The organism is Pseudomonas sp. SD17-1 (assembly GCF_029201585.1).
Lineage (GTDB): Bacteria > Pseudomonadota > Gammaproteobacteria > Pseudomonadales > Pseudomonadaceae > Aquipseudomonas > Aquipseudomonas palmensis.
Window position 1 is genome coordinate 5568485 of the sequence record NZ_CP104044.1, and the last position, 26913, is coordinate 5595397.

Consider the following 26913-nt stretch of genomic DNA (forward strand, 5'->3'; position numbering starts at 1 on the left):
CCGTCAAGGCCGGCTCCTACCCTGTTTCGCGCATGCCGGCGACGGGGCCTACAGCGCCACTGCGCTCTGCCCCGCCCCCTGCACCAGATACTCGACCAGTTGCTCGATCGGCAGCGGCCGGCTGATCAGAAAGCCCTGCACCTGGTCGCAGCCAAAGCTGCGCAGCAACGCCAGCTGTTCCTCGGTCTCCACGCCCTCGGCCACCACCTCCAGGTTCAGGTTGTGCGCCAGGTTGATCATGGCGTGCACCAGCTTGCGGTTCTCTTCGCGCTGCTCCATGCCACCGACAAAGCTGCGGTCGACCTTGAGCAGGGCGATCGGCAGGCTGTTCAGGTGCACGAACGACGAAAAGCCGGTGCCGAAGTCATCCAGCGAAAACCGCACCCCCAAGCGTCCCAGCGCGTCCATCGTCTGCTTGACCAGGTCGTTGCGCCGCATCACTGCGGTCTCGGTCAGTTCGAACTCCAGCCAACCCGCATCCACCCCGTGCTCGACGATCAACCGCCCCAGCGTTGCCAGCAGTTGGCTGTCCTGAAACTGGCGAAATGACAGGTTGACCGCCATGTGCAATGGCGCCAGCCCCTGCTCGCGCAGTGCCTGCATGTCGCGCAGGGCACGCGAGATCACCCAGTAGCCCAGCGGCACGATCAGCCCGCTCTGCTCGGCCAGCGGCACGAATTCGCTCGGTGGCAGCAGGCCACGCTCGCTGTGGCGCCAGCGCACCAGTGCCTCCAGGCCGACGATGCGCCCGTCGCTCAGGTCCAGGCGTGGCTGGTAGTGCAGTTCCAGTTCGTCGCGGCGCAGGCCTCGGCGCAGCTCGCTTTCCAGGTCGGCCAGGCTGCGTGCGTTGCGGTTGATGCGCTCGTTGAAGATGTGAAAGGTGCAGCCCTGGGTGCTCTTGGCCTGCTGCATGGCGATGTGCGCGTGCCACATCAGCGGGTCGGCACCAGCCTGCGCACGGGCATGCGCCACGCCCAGGCTGCACCCCAGCAGCAGGCTTTCGCCGTCGATCCAGTAGGGTTCGGCCAGGGCCTCGGTGATGCGCTCGGCCATCCACTCGGCACGCTGCGGCTCGCGCCGGGTGTCGATCAGCAGGGCGAATTCGTCGCTGCCCAGGCGCGCCACCTGATCGCCTGCCTCGAGCTGGCGCTTGAGCCGGCTGACCACCTGCAGGATCAGGCGGTCACCGGCCTGGTGGCCGAGGGCATCGTTGGCGTGGCGGAAGTTGTCCAGGTCCAGGTGCCCGAGGGCCACACCGCGCCCGTCGTTTTCGGCCAGACGCGCGGCCAGCAGGGTCTGGAAGCCCTGGCGGTTGGCAATGCCGGTCAGCGGGTCCTGCTCGGCCAGGCGCTGCAGGGTGGCTTCGAGCACACCTCGCTCGCGCACATGGCGCAGGCAGCGGCGCAGCATGTCGCCGCTCAGCTGCTCGAACACCAGCCAGTCGCTCACACCCGGCGGCGCCTCGCTCGGCTCCTGCTCCAGCAGCAGCACCATGGGCAGGTCGCAACGCCCGGGCGCCGGCTGCAAGCCCGGGGTGGCCAGCACCAGCGCGTTGCGGTCGCGGGCGAACAGGCTGTCGACCGCGTCCCAGCCGGGTGCGGTCACCAGCACCGCGCCACCGCCCAGCGGCAGCAGGCATTCACCAAGGGCAACGGCCCAGTGCGGCCCGTCCGCCAGCAGAAGCAGACGCAACGGTTCGACAAGCGTAGACAAGCTGGCTCCTTAGCACGAGAACGCGGTCAATGACGATGTGGGCGGGATGCTCGATCCTGAACCATCAAATGTAAATGGTTTTCACTTTAACTCACGACATTCCTTCGTCCTGATCCCGCGGTATTTCGCCACGCATCCTGCGGGAAAGTATCAAAAGCGGCAAATTAAGATCGCGTGGTACGTCACACTGTCAGACGGTCGCGGCACAATTGCTCTGCGCCTGCTAAAATGCCCGGCTATTTTTCAGCGACCCCCGGTTAACGTCATGTCCCGACTCAACCCCCGGCAACAGGAAGCCGTGAGCTACGTCGGCGGCCCTCTTTTGGTGCTCGCCGGTGCTGGCTCCGGCAAGACCAGCGTGATCACGCGCAAGATCGCCCACCTGATCCAGAACTGCGGCATCCGTGCCCAGTACATCGTGGCCATGACCTTCACCAACAAGGCGGCGCGCGAGATGAAGGAGCGCGTGGGCACCCTGCTGCGCGGCGGCGAGGGGCGCGGCCTGACGGTATCGACCTTCCACAACCTTGGCCTGAACATCATTCGCAAGGAGCATGAACGGCTGGGCTTCAAGCCGGGTTTCTCGATTTTCGACGAAACCGACGTCAAGGCCCTGATGACCGACATCATGCAGAAGGAATACTCCGGGGACGATGGCGTCGACGAGATCAAGAACATGATCGGCGCCTGGAAGAACGACCTGATCCTGCCGCCCGAGGCCCTGGAGAACGCGCGCAACCCCAAGGAGCAGACCGCCGCCATCGTGTATGCGCACTATCAGCGCACGCTCAAGGCGTTCAACGCGGTCGACTTCGACGACTTGATCCTGCTGCCGGTCAAGCTGTTCCAGGACCACCCCGACATTCTGCAGAAGTGGCAGAACAAGGTGCGCTACCTGCTGGTGGACGAATACCAGGACACCAACGCCAGCCAGTACCTGCTGGTGAAGATGCTGATCGGTACGCGCAACCAGTTCACCGTGGTGGGTGACGACGACCAGTCGATCTATGCCTGGCGCGGCGCGCGCCCTGAAAACCTGATGCTGCTCAAGGACGACTACCCGTCCCTGAAGGTGGTGATGCTGGAGCAGAACTACCGCTCCACCAGCCGCATCCTGCGCTGCGCCAACGTGCTGATCTCCAACAACCCCCACGCCTTCGAGAAGCAGCTGTGGAGCGAGATGGGCCACGGCGACGAGATCCGCGTGATCCGCTGCAAGAACGAGGAAGCCGAGGCCGAGCGCGTGGCCATGGAGATCCTCAGCCTGCACCTGCGTACCGACCGCCCGTACAGCGACTTCGCCATCCTCTACCGCGGCAACTACCAGGCCAAGCTGATCGAGCTGAAGCTGCAACACCACCAGATCCCCTACCGCCTGTCGGGCGGCAACAGTTTCTTCGGCCGCCAGGAAGTAAAAGACCTGATGGCCTACTTCCGCCTGCTGGTGAATCCGGACGACGACAACGCCTACCTGCGCGTGATCAACGTGCCGCGCCGCGAAATCGGCTCCACCACCCTGGAAAAACTCGGCAACTACGCCACCGAGCGCAAGGTGTCGATGTATGCCGCCAGCGAGGAGCTGGGCCTGGGCGAGCACCTGGACAGCCGCTTCACCGATCGCCTGCAGCGCTTCAAACGCTGGATGGACAAGGTGCGCGAGCAGGTCGCGCTGGAAGACCCGATCGCCGCGCTGCGCAGCATGGTGACCGACATCGACTACGAGAACTGGATCCGTACCAACAGTTCCAGTGACAAGGCCGCGGACTTTCGCATGGGCAACGTCTGGTTCCTGATCGAGGCGTTGAAAAACACCCTCGAGAAGGACGAGGAAGGCGGCATGACCATCGAGGAAGCCATCGGCAAGCTGGTGTTGCGCGACATGCTCGAACGCCAGCAGGAAGAGGAAGAAGGCGCCGAGGGCGTGCAGATGATGACGCTGCATGCCTCCAAGGGCCTGGAGTTTCCCTACGTGTTCATCATGGGCATGGAAGAGGAAATCCTCCCGCACCGCTCCAGCATCGAGGCCGACACCATCGAGGAGGAGCGGCGCCTGGCCTACGTGGGCATCACCCGCGCACGCCAGACCCTGGCCTTCACCTTTGCCGCCAAGCGCAAGCAGTACGGCGAGATCATCGATTGCGCGCCAAGCCGCTTCCTCGATGAATTGCCCGATGACGACCTGGCCTGGGAAGGCCTGGACGATACACCCACGGAAGTCAAAGCCGTGCGTGGCAATACGGCCCTGGCCGATATCCGCGCCATGCTCAAACGATAGATAATCCACCTTTGCCCTGGCTTGTTGCCGGGGCCTTTTGGCTACATCGAGGAATTACACCAGTGGAAGCACTGCACCAGAAGATTCGCGAAGAAGGCATCGTGCTTTCCGATCAGGTTCTCAAAGTCGATGCGTTTCTCAACCATCAGATCGACCCTGCGCTGATGCAACTGATTGGCGACGAGTTCGCCCGTCTGTTCGCCGATGCGGGCGTGACCAAGATCGTCACCATCGAGGCCTCGGGGATTGCCCCGGCGGTGATGACCGGTTTGAAGCTGGGCGTGCCGGTGATCTTCGCCCGCAAGCACCAGTCGCTGACCCTGACCGAGAACCTGCTGGTGGCTTCGGTGTACTCGTTCACCAAACAGACCGAGAACACCGTGGCGATTTCGCCGCGTCACCTCAACAGCAGCGACCGCGTGCTGGTGATCGACGACTTCCTGGCCAACGGCAAGGCGTCGCAGGCGCTGATCTCGATCATCAAGCAGGCCGGCGCAACCGTGGCCGGGCTGGGCATCGTGATCGAGAAGTCGTTCCAGGGCGGGCGTGCCGAGCTGGACAGCCAGGGCTATCGCGTCGAGTCGCTGGCCCGGGTGAAGTCGCTGGACGGTGGTGTGGTCAGCTTTATCGAGTAAGGCTTACCGACCGCTTCGCCAGCAAGACTGGCTCCTACAGGTGCTCCACCGCCTGCAGGAGCCGGCCTTGCCGGCGAAAGCGCTCTACGCGGTAGCCTGCAAAGCCGCCAGCAGCAACCGCTGGTACAGGTCCTCCTTCAGCCCGTCCGGCTCGCTCAGGCCCATGCGCCGCAGATGCTCGGGATACCGCTCCGGCCCCGGCGCATCCAGTGCCGCCTTGCCCAGCTCCAGCGCCTCGCTCAACTTGAACTTGCTCTTAAGCCAGTTCAGCGCGCGCAGCAGGTCCTTCTCTTCAGCGGTGAAATCGCTGCCCAGCGGATACTCGGCAAACAACCGCGCATGCCGCCCACGCAATGCCTCCAGCCGCTGCGGCGTGTTCTGCGTGAAGCGCGCATCCAGCTCGAAATCCTGCGCCAGCTTGCCGGCCTTTTTCGCCTGCTCCATCAGCCCGGGCTGAAACCGCGAATCGCTGATCGCCAGCAACCGCGCAATCACCTCGGCGTCGGTCTGCCCGCGCAGGTCGGCAATGCCGTATTCGGTCACCACGATATCGCGCAGATGCCGCGGGATGGTGCAGTGCCCGTAGGTCCACAGCAGGTTGGAACTGACCTCCCCGCCGGCTTCGCGCCAGCTGCGCAGCAGCAGGATGGAACGCCCGCCTTCCAGCGCATGGGCCTGGGCGACGAAGTTGTACTGCCCGCCCACCCCGCTCAGTACGCGACCGTCCTCGAGCTGGTCGGCCACCCCCGCCCCCATCAGGGTCATGGTGAACACCGTGTTGATGAAGCGTGCATCGCGGCGCTGTTCGCGCTTGAGGGCCTCGTCACCGTACAGCTCGTTGATGAAGCTGATCGCGTGCATGGCAAAGGATTTGCGCTGCGCCAGCGGCATCTCGCGCAGGCGCTGGTAGAACGCCTGCGGCCCGAGGAAGAAACCGCCATGCACCAGCACCCCGTCGGCCACCGGCCGGCGCACCACGCCCGCCTCCGCCAGCGCGAGCAATCCGTTCACGAACATCTCGCTGCAGCCATACAGGCCCTGGGCAAACGGCGCAGTGCCGCCTTCACGCTCGATCAGCACCTGCCAGGGCGCCAGGTCGAGGTCGGCGAGCAGCGCCTGGTACTCCGGCGCGTCCCCCTGGCGCGCCAGCAACGCGGCGGCCAGCGCATCGCCCATGGCGCCGATGCCGATCTGCAGGGTGCCGCCGTCGCGCACCAGGGTGCTGGCGTGCACGCCGATGAAGTGGTCCTGGGTGGTGACGGGCATGTTCGGCGTGGAGAACAGCCGAGTGGTTTCCGGGGCGTCGATCAACAGGTCGAAATCGTCCTGCGCCAGTTCGCTGTCGCCCGGCATGTAGGGCAGCTCGTCGTGCACGTGCCCCAGCATCAGGATGGTTTCGCCGGCTGCACGCCGGCGCGCGATCATCGGCAGCAGGTCGAGGGTGATGTCGGGGTTGCAGCTCAGGCTCAGGTGCCCGGGGCGCTCGGGGTGGGCGGCAACGATCTGCGCCACCAGGTTCAGGCCCTTGGCATTGATGTCGCGGGCCGCATGACTGTAGTTGCTGCTGACGTAGTCCTGCTGGGCCATGTGGCTGTGCAGCATGCTGCCCGGCTGCATGAAGAACTGCTCGACGCGGATGTTGGCCGGCAACCGGTCGCGGCGCAGGTCCTGCAGGTAGTCCAGTTCGGGGTAGTCGGCGAACACGCGCTCCACGAAGGGTTCGAGAAAGCGCCGCTGCAGGCCGTCACCCAGGTCCGGGCGGCCCAGGGTCAGTGCGGTGTAGATGGTCAGTTGCCGCTCGGGCAGCTCACGCACCCGTGCATACAGCGCATTGACGAAGCGGTTGGGCTTGCCCAGGCCCAGTGGCAGGCCCATGTGGATGTGCGCCGGCAAACGCGCCAGCACTTCGTCCACGGCGATCTCGATCGAACAGCGGTGCGCCATCTCGGCCTCCTAGGCATCCGTGATTCCAGGGTTGGACCGAGCATGCCCCGCGTTTGCTGCAATGGCCAGCGTCAGAAACGACAAAGCCCGCACGTGGCGGGCCTTGTAGCTGCAGCGTCGGGCTTACTTGAGGCCGGACATCTTCTCGATGGCGGCCTTGAGGTCGTCATCCGAGCAGTCGGCACAGGTGCCTTTTGGCGGCATGGCGTTGATGCCGGTGATGGCCTTGGCCAGGATGCCGTCCAGGCCGCCCTGGTGGTCGGCGCGCTCTTTCCAGGCGGCGGTATCGCCGATCTTCGGTGCGCCCAGCAGACCGCTGCCATGGCACGCGTTGCAGTGCTTGGCGATGACTTCATCCGGGGTCTTGGCACCGCCACCGCCGGCAGTGGCGGCCACTTCCATGCCCTTGCATTCCTGCCCTTGTACACACACCTGACCGACCGGCTCCAGCCGCTTGGCGATGTCGTCATTGGTCACAGCCTGGGCGTTGACGGCCCATAGGGCTACTACGGCTGCTGGTACGGCCAGCATTGTCTTGATTAGATTCACGCGTACACCCTCATGGTGGCTAGTCACGCCCGCGGCCACGGTTTCGCAGGCCGCGCAAGTATAGCGGGAACCCCGCCTCACCGAAACAACCCTAAAGACCAAAGGGGTTTAGCCGCGACAATCCGCCGCGCATTGGCGACGCGCGTGGGCTCAGAAGTTGGCCGGGGTGGCGGCACTGATCAGCCGGGCCGGCTCATCGTAGGGATTGCGGAATCGATGCGGCTTGGTGCTCTCGAAATAGTAGCTGTCGCCCGCCTCGAGGATGAAGGTTTCAAGCCCCACCACCAGTTCCAGGCGCCCTTCGAGCAGGATGCCGGTCTCTTCGCCGTCGTGGGTGAGCATCTCTTCGCCGGTGTCGGCACCGGGCGGGTAGATCTCGTTTAGAAAGGCAATGGCGCGGCTGGCGTGGGCCTTGCCGACCAGCTTCATGGTGACTGCGCCGTCGGATATATCGATCAGTTCGTTGGCCTTGTACACGATCTGGGTCGGGTTCTCGGGCTGCAGCTCTTCGGAAAAGAACTCCACCATCGACATCGGAATACCGCCCAGCACCTTGCGCAGCGAGCTGATCGAAGGGCTCACGCTGTTCTTCTCGATCATCGAGATGGTGCTGTTGGTCACGCCCGCCCGCTTGGCCAGCTCGCGTTGAGACAGGCCTTTGAGCTTGCGAATGGCTTGCAGTCGTTCACCGACGTCCAAGGCCTGGGCCCTCCTAAACGAACACGTGGGGTCGAAATTGAACGGTATCATCGCAACAGCGTTCAGTATTTACAACACTTCGACCCGCAGCCCGTCCGCTTTGGCGCCTCAATTGCCGCTGTACACCATCGGCACCCGACGCAGGTTGCAGAAGATCTGATACGGGATGGTGCCCGCCTGGATCGCCACGTCGCTGGCCAGCACGTGCTTGCCCCACAACTCCACCGGGCTGCCCAGCCCGGCCTCGGGCACATCGGTGAGGTCGATGCACAGCATGTCCATCGACACGCGGCCAATCAGCTGGCTGCGCTTGCCGGCCACCAGCACCGGGGTACCGGTGGGTGCCAGGCGCGGGTAGCCGTCGGCATAGCCCATGGCGACCACACCCACGCGGGTGGGGCGCGGGCTGATGAATTTCGCGCCGTAGCCCACCGGCTCGCCGGCCGGCAGTTCGCGCACGCAGATCACTTTGGATTCCAGGGTCATCACCGGCTGCAGGCGCTGAGCCTGGGCCTGCGGCACCTCGAAGGGCGTGGCGCCATACAGCATGATGCCCGGACGCACCCAGTCGCTGGGCACCTGCGGCCAGCCCAGCACCGCCGGCGAGTTGCGCAGGCTGACCTCGGCACTCAGGCCCTGGCGCGCGGCTTCGAACACCGCCACCTGCTCGCTGCTGGCCGTGCTGTCGAGTTCGTCGGCACGGGCGAAGTGGCTCATCAGCACGATGCGCGCCACCTTGCCGCTGGCCAGCAGACGTTGGTAGGCGCCGTGGTAGTCCTTGGGGTGCAGCCCGACGCGGTGCATGCCGGTGTCGAGCTTGAGCCACACGGTGATCGGGCGGGTCAGGCCTGCCTGTTCGATGGCTTCGAGCTGCCACAGCGAATGCACCACGCACCACAGGTCCTGCTCGGCAATCAGGGGCAGCTCGCTGGCTTCGAAAATGCCCTCGAGCAGCAGCACCGGGGCCTTGATGCCGGCAGCACGCAGCTCCAGCGCCTCTTCGATGCAAGCCACGGCGAACCCGTCGGCCTCGCCCTCCAGCGCCTGGGCGCAGCGCACCGCGCCGTGCCCGTAGGCGTCGGCCTTGATCACGGCCAGCGCCTTGGCGCCGGTCAGTTCGCGGGCGAGTTGATAGTTGTGGCGCAGCGCTTGGAGATCGATCAGGGCACGGGCGGGACGCATGACGGCAGCCTTCTGGCAGTCGGGTGAGTTGGGTAACGGATTACGGCAGGGCGGCAACGATCGAGATCTCGACCAGCATCTGCGGATTGCACAGCCGGGCCTGGACGGTGGCGCGGGCCGGGGCATTGCCTTTGGCCAGCCACTGGTCCCACACCGTGTTCATGGCCTGGAACTGGGTGTCGATGTCGCTGAGGTAGATGGTCGCCGACAGCACGCGGCTCTTGTCGGTACCGGCCAGGTCCAGCAGCCGCTCGATGTTGGCCAGCACCTCGCGGGTCTGCTGGCCGACGTCGCCGTTCAGGTCATTACCCACCTGGCCCGACAGGTAGACGGTGCCGTTGTGGGTAACGATCTGGCTCATGCGCTCATTGGTGAGCTGGCGCTGGATTGACATGCTTTGCAGTCTCCTGACTGTTGCTGTAGCGGGAAATGTCGAGGCCTTCGGCGCTGATCTGCGGCTTCTTGCGCGCCATCAGGTCGGCCAGCAGGCGACCCGAACCGCACGCCATGGTCCAGCCGAGGGTGCCGTGGCCGGTGTTCAGGAACAGGTTGCGAAACGCCGTGGCGCCCACGATCGGCGTGCCGTCGGGGGTGGTCGGGCGCAGGCCGGTCCAGAAGCTGGCCTGGCTCAGGTCGCCGCCGCGAGGATAAAGGTCGTTGACGATCATCTCCAGCGTTTCGCGCCGACGCGGGTTGAGCGACAGGTCGAAACCGGCGATCTCGGCCATGCCGCCGACGCGGATGCGGTTGTCGAAGCGGGTGATCGCGACCTTGTAGGTCTCGTCGAGAATCGTCGAGGTCGGGGCCATGGCCGGGTCGGTGATCGGCACGGTCAGCGAGTAGCCCTTGAGCGGGTACACCGGGGCCTTGATGCCCAGCGGCTTGAGCAGTTGCGGCGAGTAGCTGCCCAGGGCCAGCACGTAGCGATCGGCGGTTTCCAGCTTGCCGTCGATCCATACGCCGTTGACCCGGTCGCCCGCGTGATCGAGGCGCTCGATGTTCTGCCCGAAGCGGAATTCCACGCCCAGGTCGCGCGCCATTTCGGCCAGGCGCGTGGTGAACAGCTGGCAGTCGCCGGTCTGGTCGTTGGGCAGGCGCAGGGCACCGGCGAGGATGTCGGTGACATTGGCCAGGGCAGGCTCCACGCGGGCAATGCCGTCGCGGTCGAGCAGCTCGTAGGGCACACCGGACTGTTCCAGCACGGCGATATCCTTGGCCGCGTTGTCCAGTTGCGCCTGGGTGCGGAACAGCTGGGTGGTGCCCAGGGTGCGGCCTTCGTAGGCAATGCCGGTTTCGGCACGCAGCTCGTCGAGGCAGTCGCGGCTGTACTCGGACAGGCGCACCATGCGCTCCTTGTTCACCGCATAGCGGTTGGCCGTGCAGTTGCGCAGCATCTGCGCCATCCACAGGTACTGGTCGATGTCGGCGGTGGCCTTGATGGCCAGCGGGGCGTGGCGCTCGAGCAGCCACTTGATGGCCTTGAGCGGCACACCGGGTGCAGCCCAGGGCGAGGCATAACCCGGCGATACCTGGCCAGCGTTGGCGAAGCTGGTTTCCATGGCCACCGCCGGCTGGCGATCGACCACCACCACTTCAAACCCCTGACGAGCCAGATAGTAGGCACTGGCGGTCCCGATGACGCCGCTACCAAGTACCAGAACGCGCATGTTGTTATCCCTCGAGGCGGCGTACCGCACACATTTGTTGTTTAAGGCATGGATGGGCGCAGTATAGGAAGGTAGAGGCAGTGCTTTTCACTATATAAAAGCCTATATTTGGCGAGAATTCTCGGCAGGGTCGGCTTTTACGGAGGGGCATCCACTATGAGAACCCAGCATCAAAGCAAACGTGAACTGGACAAGATCGACCGCAACATCCTGCGCATCCTGCAGACCGACGGGCGCATCTCGTTCACCGAACTGGGCGAGAAGGTCGGCCTGTCGACCACCCCGTGCACCGAGCGGGTCCGGCGTCTGGAGCGCGAAGGCATCATCATGGGCTACAACGCCCGGCTCAACCCACAGCACCTCAAGGGCAGCCTGCTGGTGTTCGTCGAGATCAGCCTGGACTACAAGTCGGGGGACACTTTCGAAGAGTTTCGCCGTGCGGTGCTCAAGCTGCCCCACGTGTTGGAATGCCACCTGGTATCGGGCGATTTCGACTACCTGGTGAAGGCGCGCATCTCGGAGATGGCCTCGTACCGCAAGCTGCTGGGCGACATCCTGCTCAAGCTGCCACACGTGCGCGAATCCAAGAGCTACATCGTGATGGAAGAGGTGAAGGAAAGCCTCAACCTGCCGATCCCGGACTGAGCCTTACACCAGCACCTGGCGGGTGCTGGCGATGTACTGGTGCACCAGGCGCTCGGCCTGCGGGTCGATCATCTCGGCGGGGCCGCGACCATTGGGGCACGGCAGCCTCGGGGTGGTGCCGAACAGGCGGCAGATCAGCGGCCGCTCCTCGTACACCGTGCAGCCCTCGGGGCCCAGGTGCACACAGTTGAGCTCATCCAGCGCGGCCTGTTGCTCGGCCGCGCTCTTGCGTGGCAGGCGCGCCATTTCCTCGCTGGAGGTGGTCACCGGGCCGCAGCAATCGTGGCAGCCCGGCACGCAGGCGAACGACGGGATCTGCTCACGCAGGAAGCGGATCTTGTGACTGTTGCAACTCATGGCAGACTCGTGGCGGGAAAGGCTGAAGCGCCATTTTGCCCCACGGTTGCCTGCCGATCAAAGCACCGCCTATGCTGTGTCAAATTTTCCACACAGCCCTACCAGGATCCTTCAAACGTGCATACCACTTCCTACTACGCTGCCCACAGCGCCGGGCAACCGGCGTACCCGCCCCTGCAAGGCGAGCTGAACTGTGATGTGTGCGTGGTGGGCGGCGGCTTTTCGGGCCTCAATACCGCCATCGAACTGGCCGAACGCGGCCTGAGCGTGGTGCTGCTCGAAGCGCACAAGATCGGTTGGGGCGCCAGTGGACGCAATGGCGGGCAGCTGATTCGCGGGGTCGGACACGGCCTGGACCAATTCACCCCGGTGATCGGCAGCGAGGGAGTGCGCAGCCTCAAACTGATGGGCCTGGAGGCAGTGGACATCGTGCGCCAGCGCATCGAACGCCATGCCATCGACTGCGACCTGACCTGGGGCTACTGCGACCTGGCCAACAAGCCACGGGAATTCGAGGGCTTCAGCGAAGAGATCGACGAGCTGCGCGGACTGGGCTACACCCATGAGCTGCGCCTGGTGCAGCCCGACCAGATGCACACGGTGGTCGGCTCGCGTCGCTACGCCGGCGGGCTGGTGGACATGGGCTCGGGGCACCTGCACCCGCTGAACCTGGCGCTGGGCGAGGCCGAGGCCGCGCGCCAGCTGGGCGTGCAGGCGTTCGAGCATTCCCGTGTCACCCGCATCGAGCACGGCCCGCAGGTGCATGTGCACACCGCCAAGGGCTCGGTGCGGGCGAACACGCTGGTGCTGTGCTGCAATGCCTACATCAACGACCTGGACCGCGAGCTCAGTGGCAAGGTGCTGCCAGCCGGCAGCTACATCATCGCCACCGAACCGCTGAGCGAAGCCCTGGCCAACGAGTTGCTGCCGCAGAACATGGCGGTGTGCGACCAGCAGGTGACCGTGGACTACTATCGCCTCTCGGCCGACCGGCGCCTGCTGTTCGGTGGCGCCTGCCACTACTCGGGGCGCGATCCGCAGGACATCGGCGCCTACATGCGGCCCAAGATGCTCAAGGTGTTCCCGCAACTGGCCGACACCCGCATCGAATACCAGTGGGGCGGCATGATCGGCATCGGCGCCAACCGCCTGCCGCAGATCGGCCGCCTGCGCGACCGGCCCAACGTTTACTACGCCCAGGCCTATGCCGGCCACGGGCTCAACGCCACGCACCTGGCCGGGCGGCTGCTGGGCGAGGCGATCAGCGGCCAGCAGAGCGGGCGCTTCGACCTGTTCGCCCAGGTGCCGCACATCACCTTCCCTGGCGGCAAGCACCTGCGCTCGCCGCTGTTGGCGCTGGGCATGCTGTGGCACCGCCTCAAGGCACTGGCCTAGGGTCTCCAGAACGGCCTGAGACCTTCCTTCACGGCCTGTTCGCGGGTCAGGCCGATATCGCGCAGCTGCTCGGCATCGAGCTGAAGCAGCGCATGGCGTGAACGCCACCGCCGCATCATCACAGCCCAGCGACTCGGGCTGGCGGGCGCCTCATGTCGCGCCACCTCGCCTTTGGTGCACAGTGGCAGGCCTGCATCGCTCGCGCCGTTCATCGCTTCATTCCTCCAGGGTGGGTAACCGTGCAGCCATGATGCGCGGGTGCTGCAAGGCATTACAGATTCAACCGCCAGGTATTATTTCCATACAGATGTGTCGATAACGGCGCTGAATGCTGTATTTTTGCCCAATCTGTACCGGTTGCCAGCCGATTGCCCGCCCAGGAGTACGCCATGACCCTCTACGTCAACCTCGCCGAGCTGATTGGCGCACGCATCGAGCAGGGCCTCTACCGCCCCGGCGACCGCCTGCCGTCGGTGCGGGCCCTGAGCGTCGAGCATGGCGTGAGCCTGAGTACCGTGCAGCAGGCGTATCGGGTGCTGGAAGACCACGGGCTGGCTGCGCCCAGGCCCAAGTCCGGCTATTTCGTGCCTGACCATCGCCCACTACCCGCCCTGCCCGACGTCAGCCGCCCGGCCCAGCGCCCTGTGGATATCTCGCAATGGGACCAGGTGTTCGAGCTGGTGCGCAGCGTGCCGCGCAAGGACGTGGTGCAACTGGGCCGCGGCATGCCCGATGTCGGCAGCCCCACCCTCAAGCCGTTGCTGCGCAGCCTGGCGCAGCTGAGCCGGCGCCAGGACATGCCCGGCCTGTACTACGACACCGTCGCCGGCACCGAAGCCCTGCGCGAGCAGGTGGCGCGGCTGATGCTCGATTCGGGCTGCAGCCTGAGCACGGCAGACCTGGTGATCACCACCGGCTGCCAGGAAGCCCTGTCGATCAGCGTGCGCGCGGTGTGCCAGCCGGGCGACATCGTCGCGGTCGAATCACCGAGCTTTCACGGCGCCATGCAGACCCTCAAGGGCCTGGGCATGAAAGCGTTGGAGATCCCCACCGACCCCCTCACCGGCATCAGCCTCGAAGCCCTGGAGCTGGCCCTGGAACAGTGGCCGATCAAGCTGATCCAGCTGACCCCCAGCTGCAACAATCCATTGGGCTACATCATGCCCGAGGCGCGCAAACGCGCCCTGCTGACCCTGGCCCAGCGCTTCGACGTGGCGATCCTGGAGGACGACGTGTATGGCGACCTGGCCTACACCTACCCGCGCCCACGCACCATCAAGTCGTTCGACGACGACGGCCGCGTGCTGCTGTGCAGCTCGTTCTCCAAGACCCTTGCACCCGGCCTGCGGGTGGGCTGGGTGGCGCCGGGGCGCTACCTAGAGCGGGTGATGCACATGAAGTACATCAGCACCGGCTACACCGCCACCCAGCCGCAGCTGGCGATTGCCGACTTCATCGAGGGCGGCCACTACCAGCCGCACCTGCGCCGTGTGCGCGGCCAGTACCAGCGCGCCCGCGATCAGATGATCGACTGGGTGAGCCGCTACTTCCCCGCCGGCACCCGCGCCAGCCGGCCCCAGGGCGGCTTCGTGCTGTGGGTGGAACTGCCGGAAAGTTTCGACACCTTGCGCCTGAACCGGGCTTTACTAGAGCAAGGTGTGCAGATTGCGGTGGGCAGCATCTTTTCGGCGTCGGGCAAGTTCCGCAACTGCCTGCGCATGAACTTTGCCGCCCGCGCCACTGCCGAAATCGAAGCGGCCGTGCGCAAGGTCGGCGAAACCGCCATTCGTCTACTGGCCGAGGATGAGCGCGGCGGGTAACGTTGCGCCGCCCCGCGTGGTCCAACCCCCAACTGCCTTCCTGCTCAAGGACATGCCCCTTTGACCAAACCCAGGGCCTTCGCGCTGTTACTGATGCTGGCGCTCACCCTTGCCGGGTGCGCCACCTCCAGCACGCCCCGTACCGTGACCCAGGCCCTGCCCGCCAGCGACTCGGCCTTTGGCCGTTCGGTGCAGCGCCAGGCCAGCGCTCATGAGGGGCGGTCCGGCTTTCGCCTGCTGCCCAACAGCACCGAGGCGTTCCACGCCCGCGCCGAGCTGATCCGTAACGCCCAGAGCAGCATCGACCTGCAGTACTACATCGTGCATGACGGGCTCAGCACCCGCGCGCTGGTGCACGAACTGCTGCAGGCTGCCGACCGTGGCGTGCGCGTGCGCATCCTGCTCGACGACACCACCAGCGACGGCCTGGACGAGGTCATCGCCACCCTGGCGGCGCACCCGAAGGTACAGATTCGCGTGTTCAACCCGCTGCACCTGGGGCGCAGCACCGGCGTGACCCGTGCCCTGGGCAGGCTGTTCAACCTGTCGCTGCAGCACCGGCGCATGCACAACAAGCTGTGGCTGGTGGACAACAGCATGGCCATCGTCGGCGGGCGCAACCTGGGTGACGAATACTTCGACGCCGAGCCCAACCTGAACTTCACCGACATCGACATGCTGGGCGTGGGGCCGGTGGCCGAACAGCTGGGGCACAGCTTCGACCAGTACTGGAACAGCGCCCTGAGCCGACCGATTGGCGACTTCATGTTCAGCACCCCGAACGCCGACGACCTGCGTGTGAGCCGCGAGCGCCTGGAGGCTTCGCTCAGCGAGGCCAGGGTCAAGCGCAAGGCACTGTACGACCGCCTGATGGCCTACAAGACCCACCCGCGCCTGGATTCCTGGCGCAACGAGTTGATCTGGGCACACAACCAGGCGCTGTGGGATGCGCCAAGCAAGGTGCTGGCCCAGGCCGAGCCAGACCCGCGGTTGCTGCTGACCCAGCAGTTGGCGCCCGACCTGAACGACGTGCACCATGAGCTGATCCTGGTATCGGCCTACTTCGTGCCTGGAGAGACCGGCCTGCTGTACCTGACCAGCCATGCCGACGCCGGGGTGTCGGTGAGCCTGCTGACCAACTCGCTGGAGGCCACCGACGTGCCGGCGGTACACGGCGGCTATGCGCCGTACCGCAAGGCGCTGCTGGAACACGGGGTAAAACTGTACGAACTGCGCCGCCAGCCCGGCGACCCCAGCAGCGGGCGTATCCATCACTTCGGCAGTGCATCGGACTCGAGCCTGCACAGCAAGGCGATCGTGTTCGATCGGCAGAAGACCTTCATCGGCTCGTTCAACTTCGACCCCCGCTCGGTGCTGTGGAACACCGAGGTCGGCGTGCTGGTGGACAGCCCGCAACTGGCCGAATACACCCGCGACCTGGCGCTGCAGGGCATGGCCCCGGCGCTGAGCTACGAGCCGCGGCTGGTCGACGGCAAGCTGGTGTGGGTGACCGAGGACAATGGGCAGTTGCACACGTTGACGACAGAGCCGGGTGGGCTGTGGCGACGATTCAATGCGTGGGTGAGCAAGGCGGTGGGGTTGGAGAGGATGTTGTAGGGTGAAGCTATGCGGCTTGTTCGCTGCGGTGATCGCTTGGGTTAGCTTGCCGATACCGTTGCGGTCGTAGGCAGAGCGATAGGTTTGCGACTGGCCACTCAGGTTGGCCGTAAGCTCGGCCAAATGACCCATGCTGTCGAACGCAGAGTCGATGCGGAGCTAGGGACCTGCGTGGAGGCAGTTCGTCAAGGGTTACCGGCGAGCCAATTTCTTGGTCTGGATGCGTATTCGAACACGTTCAATCCACCTGAAACCCGATCGGATGCTGCCCAATAAACCGCCCCCGGATCATAGTAGCCGTACCGGTTTTGGTGCCGCTTCGCCTCACGATCGTGATGCTGCCTCTGAATCCGTATCGGATTAATCAGATAAATATATTTCGCCCAGTTCGATCGTTGCCTGCAAGTAGCTATAACAACCATAGTTTGCTGAACTGCTGCGGCACTGCACCTATAGCGTGGCGCCTAAAGAGGTTTACCGCCACATAATCACTCAATAGAGTCAGCTCTAAACCTACCTTTGACTTAGATATCTTGATATTTTTTCAATTTCATTCATTGTATTAGAGTCTCGCTTGGATTGTTTTGCTATCGCATCAAGACCCAACGCGATACCTTTTCTGCCTTCAGAAGTTACATCATTAACCAAATCTCCAAATGCTTTTAGTGCAACAGAGCGTTCATAATTCCGAGCTACGATGTCACACAGCACCCAGCAAAACTCCAAATCAGAGTATCGTGAGTAGTTCAATTGCACAGCACTAAGCATTTGCGCCTTTTGAGTCAATGAAAACTTATTCATATCGAAAGATATGTTCACTAGGAACGCGCTCATTCCAGGCCGATTGAATAGCTCTTCGCTGGACAACAAGTCTAGGATAAACTCAAAAGCCTCATCTGAAATATCACTCGACATTAACTCTGTCATTTCAAATTCAGCAGCAAGATTTAAAATTGTTTTTCGAGATCCTTTGCCCACAGCCTCACATATTGATTGCCTTATGTTTTTCATGCTGCCTCCGCCATGATAGCTCAATAAAAACAACAACCCACATGCTACTTAACCTTTGAACATGAGCATTTAGAGGATACGCTATCCTCCCTCCACTCATATACTGCGAGTAAAGTCACACAAAGACAGTCAATATCTACCTAACAATCAGAATCGAGAGCCGATAGTAACGAAGACCTCTCCAGTCTCTTCATCATATATACGTCGCGTTACTGCATACTCCGCACCAAATTCTTTAAATATTTTAGAGTTCCAGCTTTCAGAAATTATTAGGGCAACTTCCATGGCTTGCTCCGTAGGAAGCTCATCAAAAACTCCCGTTACCTCTAGCAGGTTCATCCAGAACTGAGCCTCCTCGAGATTTTTGCTCAAACTCAAGTGACGCTCAAACATCTCAGGATCGAACAGCTCAGTAACAAAAACCTTATCATTCAAAATATTGAAACTTGGCCATAAAAATCTTGCAAACCAAACAATGAAGTCCGATGCCAAATCGTGGCTCACATAAATTGCCCTTACATAATCAATACCTGTTACAGCGTGATCCTTATTGGCATCCACAAAAGAAGAGTAGTCAAATGATTTAATACTATCCACGTTATTCACCTTTGGGATATTCGTCTGGTACTGGATGGCGCACGCGCCCTTTATCTATGAATACACGACCGTCTGGCCTAGTATTTTTCGTCGCTTCTTTTATGTTCGGCCTAGCAATATTTCCGTGATCTTTGCCCGACCCACGGTGCTCCTTCCACGTACCATCCCCATAGTGTGTCGTGTACTGGTCATCAACACCCGGACGCTCAATAATTGAGTGCGGCCTTCCTTCTGCTGCTTCCATTGGCGGCGGCGGTTTGTTTCGAGACGAACATGCCTTTTCGCAACCTTCCAACCCCAATGGGTATACCAAACCCACAGGGTTTGGCGCGTACTGGTGCAGATTCAGCCCACCCGCGTAACTAATCGGGTCGTTGCTAACGAACCGCCTCACCCCAGGATCATCGTACCGATACCGGTTGTAATGCAGCCCGGTCTCCCGGTCGTGATACTGCCCCTGAAATCCAGTAGTGCGCGGTGGATTGCCCACCTCGTCATGGAACCACTAAAGCTTGCTCGCCGCATTGAGCGCCTGGATCAGATTGCCATTGCCGGCATAGACAAAGCGCTCGGTCTGCGACTGGTTACCCTGGCTGGCGGTACGCTCGCCAGCCGCCCCATGGGGTCAAAACGCAGGTCATCACAACGCTGGCCACCCTACCAACAGGGCATCTCTCGCATCTTTTCGATGAACACTAGGCGTCCTTCATCGCCTACTAAGCTTTCTAACTTAGTCAAGAAACCATCCATGTCCCTGGAAATCAAATCAAATGCTCCCCAACCGTGTTCTTGAGCACGTTGAGAAATCCCAAAATACTCACAAGAAGACAACAGACTTTCATACAACGGGCTTTCAATCCTGCTTTCATTTTGCAAGAAGTGAGATAGCTCAGAAGGTTCAGGTTTTTTAATGCATCTATGCCGGGAAATAATACTATACTTTTTCATATCTAGAACATAACGCTCATGCATAGCAACCATCCTAGCAAATGCACCGCCTTTATCTTTAAAGAAAAAATTCGGCATGCGCCCCTTGGGGAATGCTCTTGGATGATTAATACTGCCAGAGCCGCGCAAGCAGTAGCATTCTCCTAGCAGATCATCCAAAATATTTTGTGAAATCGGGTTTGCATTGAACCCTAGCGTACCATTTAGATCGCGAACCATCACAGCAGAAAAATCATCGTCATCACTTGCTGGCAAAGACGAGATAAACCCATCAGCTCCTTTTTTGAAATATTCAAATTTCGACCTATGAATCAATACTTCAATCATTTCAGCACCCCCGGATAAGTAAATATTATGCCTTCACCCTTCTTGTTTTTCGCGTGCACATGCGGCCCGTCATGATGAGCAGGGAATCCTTCACCTACCAAATGAGGATGTCCGTCTGGATGATCAAAAACTTGCGCCTGACCGCCTATTTCCTCCCGCCCCAGCGTACTGTCTCTAGCGCACAGGCATGCATAATTCTTACCTCTGCTCTCAACTCTAAGTTGCTGAGTAGTAATGTCTTCGCCTCCTCGACCTACTCTCGGAACTTGAGCATGCTGTTGTGCTAGCCTCAACGCATGCGCACGGCTTCTAGCGGCAACAACTTTCTCCAGTCCGAGTGGGTCCGTCCATTCGATAGGGTTTGGTGCGTATAAGTAGAGATTCAATCCACCCGCGTAACTAATCGGGTCCTTGCTAACAAATCGCCCAACCCCCGGATCATAGTACCGATACCGGTTGTAATGCAGCCCAGTCTCCCGGTCGTGATACTGCCCCTGAAACCGTAGCGGGTTACTCAGCCCTACCTGCGTTGCCCAAACCGACCGCTCCTCACGCACCTCCCCCCACGCCTTGTACTGCCCCGCCCACGCCATCTCGCCATTGTGGTCGGTCAGCTCCATTGGCGTGCCCAGGTGATCGCACTGGTACCACGCAAGCGCATCAAACGCCTGCGGCGGCATATGCGTTTGCCACAGCGGGTCCTGGTCGAAGTCGTAACTGCGCTGGCTCCAGTCCGGCTGCTTGTGCAGCCGCACCGGCCCCCTGCGCAGGGCCTGGGCCACCGGCACAAAGCTGCCCGGCTCATACAGGTAATGCACCGTACGGCCCGTATCGCCTTCATCACGCGGCGGGGCGCTTTCCCACGCCAGTGTGTCGCCGTCCCAGCCAAACAGCGTGAAGCCACAGTCCAGCTCACGCTGGCGCTTGGCCCGTTCAAGTTGATTCCAGCCCGTGCCGGCCTGCGGCTTGTTCGAGTAATGCGCAACCGAGTGTTTGTGCAATCGCCGGCCGAGGGCGTCATAGCTGTACTCGACCTTGAGTTTGTCGTCGCTGTAGCTCTGCAGCCGGTCGAACAGGTCCCAGGTGAACTGCGCACGCACGCCGTTGTGCAGCCGTTCGGCGAGGTTGCCGCGCACGTCGTAGGTGTAATGGGTGCCGGCGTATTCGCGCAGCAGGTTGTCCATCAACCTGTTGCGTTTGGGGGCCTGGTCCAGAGGGCGGTTGAGCTGCTGCGTCTTCTCGTCCAGCAGGTTACCGGCCGGGTCAAACGCGAATGTCTCCACCCCCAGGCGACTGGTGGCCTGCAACAGGCGACCGACAGGGTCGTACTGGTAGGCCAACTGACCACGTCGGCTGTCGTGAATGTCGGTGAGTTGCCCGGCGCCATCGTACTGGTACTGACGCTTGAGCAACGTGGACTTGCCGTCGTGGCTGCCTAGCAGTTGCTCCTGCAGCCGTCCGGCCGGGTCCCAGGCCTGGGTCTGCATCAGCTTGTTGCCCTGATGGCGCGCCACTTCACGGTGCAGGTCATCGCGCTCGTAGCTGAGCATGTCGTGCTGGTCGAGCTTCATGCCCAGCAGGTGGCCGCTGCCGTAGGTCAGCCAACTGACCGTGTGGCCATCGGGGCGTACGGTCGCGATGCGCTGGTTGAGCACGTCGTACTCGTGCGTCCACACCGCCACCACCGGCTGCTGCAACCCCAGGTAATGCTGATGCTCGCGGGTCAGATTGCCCGCCTCGTCATGGAACCACTGCAACTGGCTTGCCGCGTTGATCGCCTGGATCAGCCTGCCGTTGCCGTCATAGGCAAAGCGCTCGGTCTGGGACTGATCGCCCAGCCTGGCGGTACGCTCGGCCAGCCGCCCCATGGGGTCGAAACGCAGGTCGATGCGGCGCTGGCCGACCTGGGTCGAGGCCAGGCGACCGCTGTACGGGTCGTATTGATAACGGGTGGTCAGGCCATCGAAGCCGGTCTCCTGCAACAGGCGACCGACCGGGTCGTACACGAAGCTCGCCTGGCTGGTGTTTTCGTTTTCCAGGCCGATCAGCCGGCCCAGTTTGTCCCAGCGGTAGCGCAGGGTGTGCTCGTTGGCGTCGACGCGCTCGGCCAGAAGCCCGGCGCCGGAATAGGTCCAGGTAGTGCAGCGGTCGAGCGCGTCGAGGTACGCCAGCAGACGGCCTTCGGCATCACGTTCGAAGCGCTCTTCGGTGTTGTCGGGGTGTGTGACCCTGGACAGTTGCCCGGCCTTGTACTCATAGGCGGTCTTGTTGCCCGCTGCGTCGGCGAACTGCACCAGCTGGCCGAAGTCGTTGTAGGCCCACTGGCTGGTCTTGCCGGAGCAGTCGACGTACTCGAGTAGTTGCCCGGCGTCGTTGTAGGCCAGCGCCTTCTGGTTGCCGTTGGCGTCCTTGATCGCACTTACCAGGCCGCTTGGGGTGTAGGCAAATTCGGTCTTGTTGCCCAGCGGGTCGACCGTCTCTACCAGGTTGCCGCGCTCGTCGTAGTCGCGCAGCCAAAGGCCACCCTCGGCATCGCGGATCTTAATCAGCTGGTCATGGTCGTCGTAGGCGTAGTGCAGCGTGCTGTGGTCGGGACGGATGTGCTGCAGCAGGTTGCTACGCTCATCAAAGCTGTAGCGTTCCTGGCTACCGTCGGGGTGCACGTGGCGGATGATGTTCTTGCGCTCATCCCGGAACAGCCACTCCGAATTGCCGTCCGGATGACGGATGCGGTAGGTGTAGCCCTGGATGTCGTAGTAGTGCCAGGTTTCCTGGCCATGGGCGTCGGTCACATAGGTGAGGCGGATACGCTCATCCCACTCCAGGCGCACTTCGAAGCTGCCGTCATCTGCCCACTCATGGATGGCCCTGGCGTGCGGGCCGTTGCCGTCCCACTCCAGGTTGAAACCGCGCCCGGTTCGGTCGGTGTAACGGGTAACCAGGTGGTGCTGGTACGCGTAATGCCAGGCAGCGCCGTTTTCGTCCTGGGCCGCCACCAGGTCACCTGCGCCGTCGTAGTGATAGGCGCACAGTTGGCGCAGCGGCTTGCCATCGACCACTTGCCAGAGACCCTGGATATGCCCGTGCGCGTCGAGCCGCGTTCCCAGTTGCAGGTGTACCTTGCTGGGGTCGTCGTCCTGGTAGGTGTTGATGTCGGACAGCACCGGCTGGCCGTTGTGGCGATGCTCGTAGTGCAGCATGGCGCCCGCGCCGCTGCGTAGCTGAATGTGCGTCAGATAGAAGCGATCGCCATGGCGCGCATAGGTCTCCCGGCGATCCAGGCCACGCAGCAGTACCAGTTGCTGTTCGCCGGTGCGCACCAGGGTGAGGTACTCGACAGCGTCGTAGTGGGGCTTGCCCTTTTCGGGCATTGGAAAATCGTGACTGCGCCCATCGAAGTCAAGCAGCACCAGGCCCTGGCCGACCACGTCGATGCAGGTGGTGAACTCGGTGAGCCAACGGGCACCGAGGCTGGCGTTGTCGAGGCGCTCGAGACGCGAATTGTAAGTACGGGTCCAGATGACGGGAAACGGGCCTGGCAGGCTGAAGTCGGTGTGGTCCAGCGACTCGCTGCCAAGGGCGAAGTTGATACGGTTGCAACTGCTGGCACAGGTGCCGTTCTTGCTGTCGTTGGCCGCTTGTTTGGCCGACGCCTGCCGGGTAATGGCCTCGGTCTCGCCCTTGGCATCCTGATGCCTGGCCTGGGTGGTCTTGTCGCCCTTGACCGTGCTGCCGAGTGCCTTGGGATTGCGCTTGTGCCAGAGCACACTGCTGTTGTGCAGGATAAGGCGCATGCTCTCGATGGATTGCGGGTTGGCTGCACTGGTCATGCTCATCAGTTGCGTACGCATCTGTGGCGCCAGGCTACGCAGGGCCCGGGTACGGGCCAGCACTTCATGCTGTACCCCCTCGGGCACGGCATTGCGCATGATCATGTTGGCGGCGCCCTTGCCCATCGCGGCGTAGGCATCGCTGAGGGCGGCGAAGGCGTTTTCGAAGACCACCGAGGGGTCGGAACGCAACGCGTTCTTTGCTGCAATGGCGCTGCGCCCGGCAGCCTCCAGATTCTCGGCGCTGTCGAGCTTGCCGGTAATCACGGCATCGATCGCGTTGGCGGTGTTGTTGACCAGCTTCTCACCGACGTCGGCGCACTCCTTGAGGATCGCCTCCAACTGCCCTTCTGCGTCAGCGAGAAAGGCATCGATTTCGCCAAGCAAGGTGGCATTGAGGTGGCCGACGATGATCTCGATCAACGAGTCGCCGAGCATCTGCTTGCCTTCCTGACGGGCCAGCACCAGCATCGGCCGCAGGCTCTTGCGCGCAGCCGCCATGGTCGGTGGCGTGGGAATCACGCCGATCAGGTTGATGCCCAGGCTGACCCAGTCGAGCGGGTCGGGCTTGTCGCTGGAGGCCAGGTTGACAACGTCGCCGACCGCATCGACCAGGGCGATGATGTTGCCGATGACCGGCAGCACCTCAGCCACCTCCTTGAGGCGCTCGAGGTTGACGTAGCCACCGCTGATATCCCGCAGCCAGGCGTCGAACACGGCGGCGCCGCTACTCACGTCCTCGATGCCGATCTGATCCAGGGGAACGACTGCGGCCTGTGGTGGCCGTTGTTTGGCGGGGGTGTTGTCGCTCATGAGATCAGTTCACCTGGCAGCAGATCGGTAACGGTATTCAGGCCTGGAGCCTTGAGGTCGGTCAGTGAGAGGGCCGGCAGCGTGGGCAGGCTGGCCCTGGCGCCCTTGGGTGCAGCGCCCGCCTGGTCGGCCACGCCCAGGGCGGCCGAGGCAGCAGGCAGGGCAGAGCTGGCGGCACTGACCAGTTGCCTGGCACTGCCAAAAAGGCTGCCCTTGCCATCGTTGGGCAGCACCAGCTTGTCGACCAGCGTTGCCACTACCGTGGGCGAGTGGCTGGGGTCAGGTAGCTGCAACGGCCAGTTGACCAAACCGATGTAGCTGCTCGGTGTCCACGGCGGGGTCGGGTCGCGTCCGAACCTGACCGACGCCGGCCCCGGTGCCACCCCCGACACGGCATTGAACCCCTGGCCATCGAGGCTGCCCTTGAGCACCGTGCCCAGTGCATCGGTCACTTCGTAATCGCCGGCCTGGATGCCCTTGGCATTGGCGTACAGGTTGAACAGCTCCAGGCTGCCCTTGCCCGGCTTGGGCGGCTCGGGGAAGGTCCCGGCCAGGCTCTTGGGCCCCATATGGGCGAAGTTCGCCGCGTGCGCGGTGTACGGCCCGGTGGTCACGTGGGTGATGCCGCTGGCGTTGTAGGTGGTGGCACTGCCGCCGCCCTGTACCACCAGTTCGGTCTTGGCTGTCAGCGTGATGCGGTCGGCATTGGCAGTGATGTCGAGCTTGGCCAGCAGGTTGATGCTGTCTTTCAGCGCTTTGATATCGATATCGCCCGACGCCGCCACCAACCGCCAGCCCATGTTCTGCACGAACAACCGCATGCCCTGGCTGGCACTGGCCAACAGCCGCTTGCCGATCGACAGGCTCGTATGCCCGGTGCTGCTCAACGCCAGGTGTTCACCGGTCGCGACATGCGTCGAGCGCGGCGTGGTCAGGGCGATGCCCGCCGGGCTGGCCAGCACCAGGTGCGGTTCGCTGAACTCGGGAAACTCGTTGGCGCTCTGGTTGGTCGGGCCGCTGCCGACGATGCCCTGGTGCTGCGCATGCAGGGCCTTGGCCACCTCGTCCTGATCGCCCGACTCCTGCGCCTGCACCTCGCGTGCCTGCTGGCCGAAGCCGTCCTGCTGCTCGCTGGCGGTGGCCAGGCGTTCGGCGGTTTCGGGCAGGTCCTTGTGGTGCTTGGCTTCGTGATGCCGGGGCTCGGTGGTCAGCAGCAGGCCCGCCGCCGCGCGCACGGCGCCATGCCGGTCGGTGCGCAGTTCGAAACCCTCACCGCGCGGCTGGCCGCCCGAGGGGCGCGGGTGGGTCAGGTAGCCCAGGTTGATCGCGCTGGCGCCGTGGTCGCTGCGCAACGCGATGCTGATCTCGCTGGTGGTGTCGTCGATGCGCAGCTCGTTGCTGCGGCTGCCCTTGTATTCCTTGCTCTTGACCGTGGCCAGGGTCTTGAAGTCGGGCAACCGGTACGGCGGCAGGTTGGCGCCGTGGTACAGGCAACCGGTGATCAGCGGCTGGTCGGGGTCGCCTTCCAGAAAGGTGATCAGCACCTCCATGCCGATACGCGGCAGCGAGATGGCGCCGAAGCTGCTCTGGCTGGCCCAGTTGGAGGCCACGCGCATCCAGCAGGTGGTCTTGTCGTCCGATTGGCCTTCGCGGTCCCAGAAGAACTGCACCTTGACCCGGCCGTACTCGTCGCAATAGATCTCCTCGCCTTCCGGGCCGGTCACTACCGCACGTTGCGCACCCAGCACTTTGGGCTTGGGATGCCTCAGCGGCGGCCGATACGGCACGTCCCACGGCGTGGCGCAGAAGCGGTTGCGATAGCCCTGGTGGAAGTCGTCCTTGAGGTCGGTGACGTCGCTGCTGATCACCTCTTCGAGCACCTGCGGCTGCTTGCCTTCGTGGATGATTTCGGTGAGCAACCACAGGTCGTTCCAGGCCGGGTTGGCGTGCTCGGTCAGGCTCAGAAAATGCCCGCTGACCAGGCTCGGCTGGTCGCTGCGCCCCTCGGCCAGGCGGTAGTCGCTGCGGTGGCGCTCCAGGGCACGGGTGGCCAGGTGCTTGCCGCGCGCGCGGTCGCTGAAGCGCGCCGGGTAGTCGTAGTCTTCCAGGTCCGGCGCAGCACCGCTGTCGGCGTCGCTTTCGAGCTGGATGCGCGGTTTGGTGAAGTCGTAGTCGCGCCGCGTGGTGCGACTGGTGCGCGTGGCCAGGCGCAGGCCGAAGCGCTTGATCACCGGCACGTCGGCCACCAGCCCGGTGTCCTGCTGGTAGGCCACCGGGGCCAGCGTGGGGAATACGGTCTGGTCGTCGCCGAACACCAGCGCATGGCCCTGCGGGCTGTGCTGGAAGTGGTAGTGGATGCCCTCCTCCTCGCACAGGCGCTGGATGAAGTGCAGGTCGGACTCGTCGTACTGCACGCAGTACACCCGCTCGGGGTACACCGCGCCGAGCACGAAGCGGTGGTCGCTGGCGAGGATGCCGTGCTCTTCGAGCACCTGGGCGATGATCTGCGGCACCGTCTTGTGCTGGAAGATGCGCTGGTTGATGCGGTGCGCCAGGTACGCCAGCTGCGGGCGCAGCACCAGCCGGTAGCGCGACAGGCGCCGCCCGGCCTCGCCCTGCGCGGCGCTGTAGACCAGCCCGTGAATGCCGCTGCCGCTGGGCGACAGCTGCAGGAAGGCGAGCGTGTGCAGGAGGGATTCGAGGTTCAGCGACGCCCGTTCACTGACCAGCTCCAGTTCGAATTCGAACGGCTGGCTGAGCGCTTCGCGCCCGCTGAACGACAGCACCTGAAAGTCGCTGTCGACCCCGTCCAGGGTCAGGGTGAAATGGGGCTGGTTGGCCGCTGAGAACATCCGATGTTCCTCCCGCTGCAAAAACTGGGGTGACAGG

21 protein-coding genes are annotated in these 26913 nt (G+C 63.1%); 6 read left to right on the forward strand and 15 right to left on the reverse strand.

Annotated features, from left to right (window positions below; all coding sequences use genetic code 11):
• Nucleotides 1-48: 48 nt before the first annotated feature.
• A complete protein-coding gene (locus N0B28_RS25495) occupies nt 49-1713 on the reverse strand; it encodes a bifunctional diguanylate cyclase/phosphodiesterase (RefSeq protein WP_275729535.1) in 1665 nt (554 codons plus the stop codon).
• 265 nt (nt 1714-1978) lie between these two features.
• Here N0B28_RS25495 and rep point away from each other — a divergent pair, with 265 nt between their 5' ends.
• Together rep and N0B28_RS25505 are read left to right on the forward strand one after the other, a co-directional pair.
• The gene (gene rep, locus N0B28_RS25500; RefSeq protein ID WP_043863336.1) at nt 1979-3988 is read left to right on the forward strand and encodes a DNA helicase Rep; all 2010 of its coding nucleotides are present in this window, start codon (nt 1979-1981) and stop codon (nt 3986-3988) included.
• 62 nt (nt 3989-4050) lie between these two features.
• Entirely contained in the window at nt 4051-4623 is a 573-nt protein-coding gene (locus N0B28_RS25505; protein ID WP_043863335.1) for a xanthine phosphoribosyltransferase, read from the forward strand.
• Between the two features lie 84 nt (nt 4624-4707).
• Here N0B28_RS25505 and N0B28_RS25510 read toward each other — a convergent pair whose 3' ends face one another.
• The 6 genes from N0B28_RS25510 to dadA all read right to left on the reverse strand — a co-directional run bounded on the left by N0B28_RS25510 (nt 4708) and on the right by dadA (nt 10664).
• Nucleotides 4708-6567, reverse strand: coding sequence for an acetyl-CoA hydrolase/transferase C-terminal domain-containing protein (locus N0B28_RS25510; RefSeq protein WP_275729538.1), 1860 nt, complete (start codon nt 6565-6567; stop codon nt 4708-4710).
• Between the two features lie 123 nt (nt 6568-6690).
• Complete coding sequence (locus tag N0B28_RS25515; RefSeq protein ID WP_043863333.1) at nt 6691-7098, reverse strand: c-type cytochrome; 408 nt, start codon at nt 7096-7098, stop codon at nt 6691-6693.
• A gap of 168 nt (nt 7099-7266) precedes the next feature.
• Nucleotides 7267-7815: a cupin domain-containing protein gene (locus N0B28_RS25520; protein WP_043863332.1), complete on the reverse strand. Its 549-nt coding sequence runs from the start codon at nt 7813-7815 to the stop codon at nt 7267-7269.
• A 108-nt stretch (nt 7816-7923) separates the two neighbouring features.
• Nucleotides 7924-8997, reverse strand: a complete 1074-nt coding sequence (alr, locus tag N0B28_RS25525) for an alanine racemase (protein WP_088514602.1) — start codon at nt 8995-8997, stop codon at nt 7924-7926.
• Between the two features lie 40 nt (nt 8998-9037).
• Nucleotides 9038-9391: a RidA family protein gene (locus tag N0B28_RS25530; RefSeq protein ID WP_043863330.1), complete on the reverse strand. Its 354-nt coding sequence runs from the start codon at nt 9389-9391 to the stop codon at nt 9038-9040.
• The gene (dadA, locus tag N0B28_RS25535; RefSeq protein ID WP_043863329.1) at nt 9363-10664 is read right to left on the reverse strand and encodes a D-amino acid dehydrogenase; all 1302 of its coding nucleotides are present in this window, start codon (nt 10662-10664) and stop codon (nt 9363-9365) included. The genes N0B28_RS25530 and dadA overlap by 29 nt, the downstream gene beginning before the upstream one ends.
• A gap of 156 nt (nt 10665-10820) precedes the next feature.
• On the opposite strand from dadA, the gene dadR reads away from it, so the two are divergent.
• On the forward strand, nt 10821-11309 hold the full coding sequence (gene dadR / locus N0B28_RS25540; protein WP_042121505.1) for a transcriptional regulator DadR: 489 nt from the start codon (nt 10821-10823) through the stop codon (nt 11307-11309).
• 3 nt (nt 11310-11312) lie between these two features.
• Here the strand turns inward: dadR and N0B28_RS25545 are convergent, their stop codons facing one another.
• Nucleotides 11313-11666, reverse strand: coding sequence for a YkgJ family cysteine cluster protein (locus N0B28_RS25545; RefSeq protein ID WP_043863328.1), 354 nt, complete (start codon nt 11664-11666; stop codon nt 11313-11315).
• 117 nt (nt 11667-11783) lie between these two features.
• Here N0B28_RS25545 and N0B28_RS25550 point away from each other — a divergent pair, with 117 nt between their 5' ends.
• Nucleotides 11784-13061, forward strand: a complete 1278-nt coding sequence (locus N0B28_RS25550) for an FAD-binding oxidoreductase (protein WP_275729543.1) — start codon at nt 11784-11786, stop codon at nt 13059-13061.
• Here N0B28_RS25550 and N0B28_RS25555 read toward each other — a convergent pair.
• Nucleotides 13058-13273, reverse strand: a complete 216-nt coding sequence (locus N0B28_RS25555) for a DUF1127 domain-containing protein (protein ID WP_078480636.1) — start codon at nt 13271-13273, stop codon at nt 13058-13060. The genes N0B28_RS25550 and N0B28_RS25555 overlap by 4 nt on opposite strands.
• 177 nt (nt 13274-13450) lie before the next feature.
• Here N0B28_RS25555 and N0B28_RS25560 point away from each other — a divergent pair, with 177 nt between their 5' ends.
• A complete protein-coding gene (locus N0B28_RS25560; RefSeq protein ID WP_043863325.1) occupies nt 13451-14881 on the forward strand; it encodes a PLP-dependent aminotransferase family protein in 1431 nt (476 codons plus the stop codon).
• Nucleotides 14882-14974: 93 nt separating this feature from the next.
• Nucleotides 14975-16498: a phospholipase D family protein gene (locus N0B28_RS25565; RefSeq protein ID WP_058541849.1), complete on the forward strand. Its 1524-nt coding sequence runs from the start codon at nt 14975-14977 to the stop codon at nt 16496-16498.
• A gap of 513 nt (nt 16499-17011) precedes the next feature.
• On the opposite strand, the gene N0B28_RS25570 is transcribed toward N0B28_RS25565, so the two are convergent.
• From N0B28_RS25570 to tssI, 6 genes are all read right to left on the reverse strand, one after another.
• A complete protein-coding gene (locus tag N0B28_RS25570) occupies nt 17012-17509 on the reverse strand; it encodes a hypothetical protein (RefSeq protein ID WP_275729545.1) in 498 nt (165 codons plus the stop codon).
• Between the two features lie 147 nt (nt 17510-17656).
• Nucleotides 17657-18106: a hypothetical protein gene (locus N0B28_RS25575; RefSeq protein ID WP_275729547.1), complete on the reverse strand. Its 450-nt coding sequence runs from the start codon at nt 18104-18106 to the stop codon at nt 17657-17659.
• A gap of 1 nt (nt 18107) precedes the next feature.
• The gene (locus N0B28_RS25580; RefSeq protein ID WP_275729548.1) at nt 18108-18596 is read right to left on the reverse strand and encodes an RHS repeat-associated core domain-containing protein; all 489 of its coding nucleotides are present in this window, start codon (nt 18594-18596) and stop codon (nt 18108-18110) included.
• 167 nt (nt 18597-18763) lie between these two features.
• On the reverse strand, nt 18764-19381 hold the full coding sequence (locus N0B28_RS25585; RefSeq protein WP_146095031.1) for a hypothetical protein: 618 nt from the start codon (nt 19379-19381) through the stop codon (nt 18764-18766).
• A complete protein-coding gene (locus tag N0B28_RS25590) occupies nt 19378-24024 on the reverse strand; it encodes an RHS repeat-associated core domain-containing protein (RefSeq protein ID WP_275729549.1) in 4647 nt (1548 codons plus the stop codon). The genes N0B28_RS25585 and N0B28_RS25590 overlap by 4 nt, the downstream gene beginning before the upstream one ends.
• Nucleotides 24021-26876: a type VI secretion system tip protein TssI/VgrG gene (tssI, locus tag N0B28_RS25595; RefSeq protein WP_275729551.1), complete on the reverse strand. Its 2856-nt coding sequence runs from the start codon at nt 26874-26876 to the stop codon at nt 24021-24023. Before tssI ends, N0B28_RS25590 begins: the two co-directional genes overlap by 4 nt.
• Between the last annotated feature and the right edge of the window lie 37 nt (nt 26877-26913).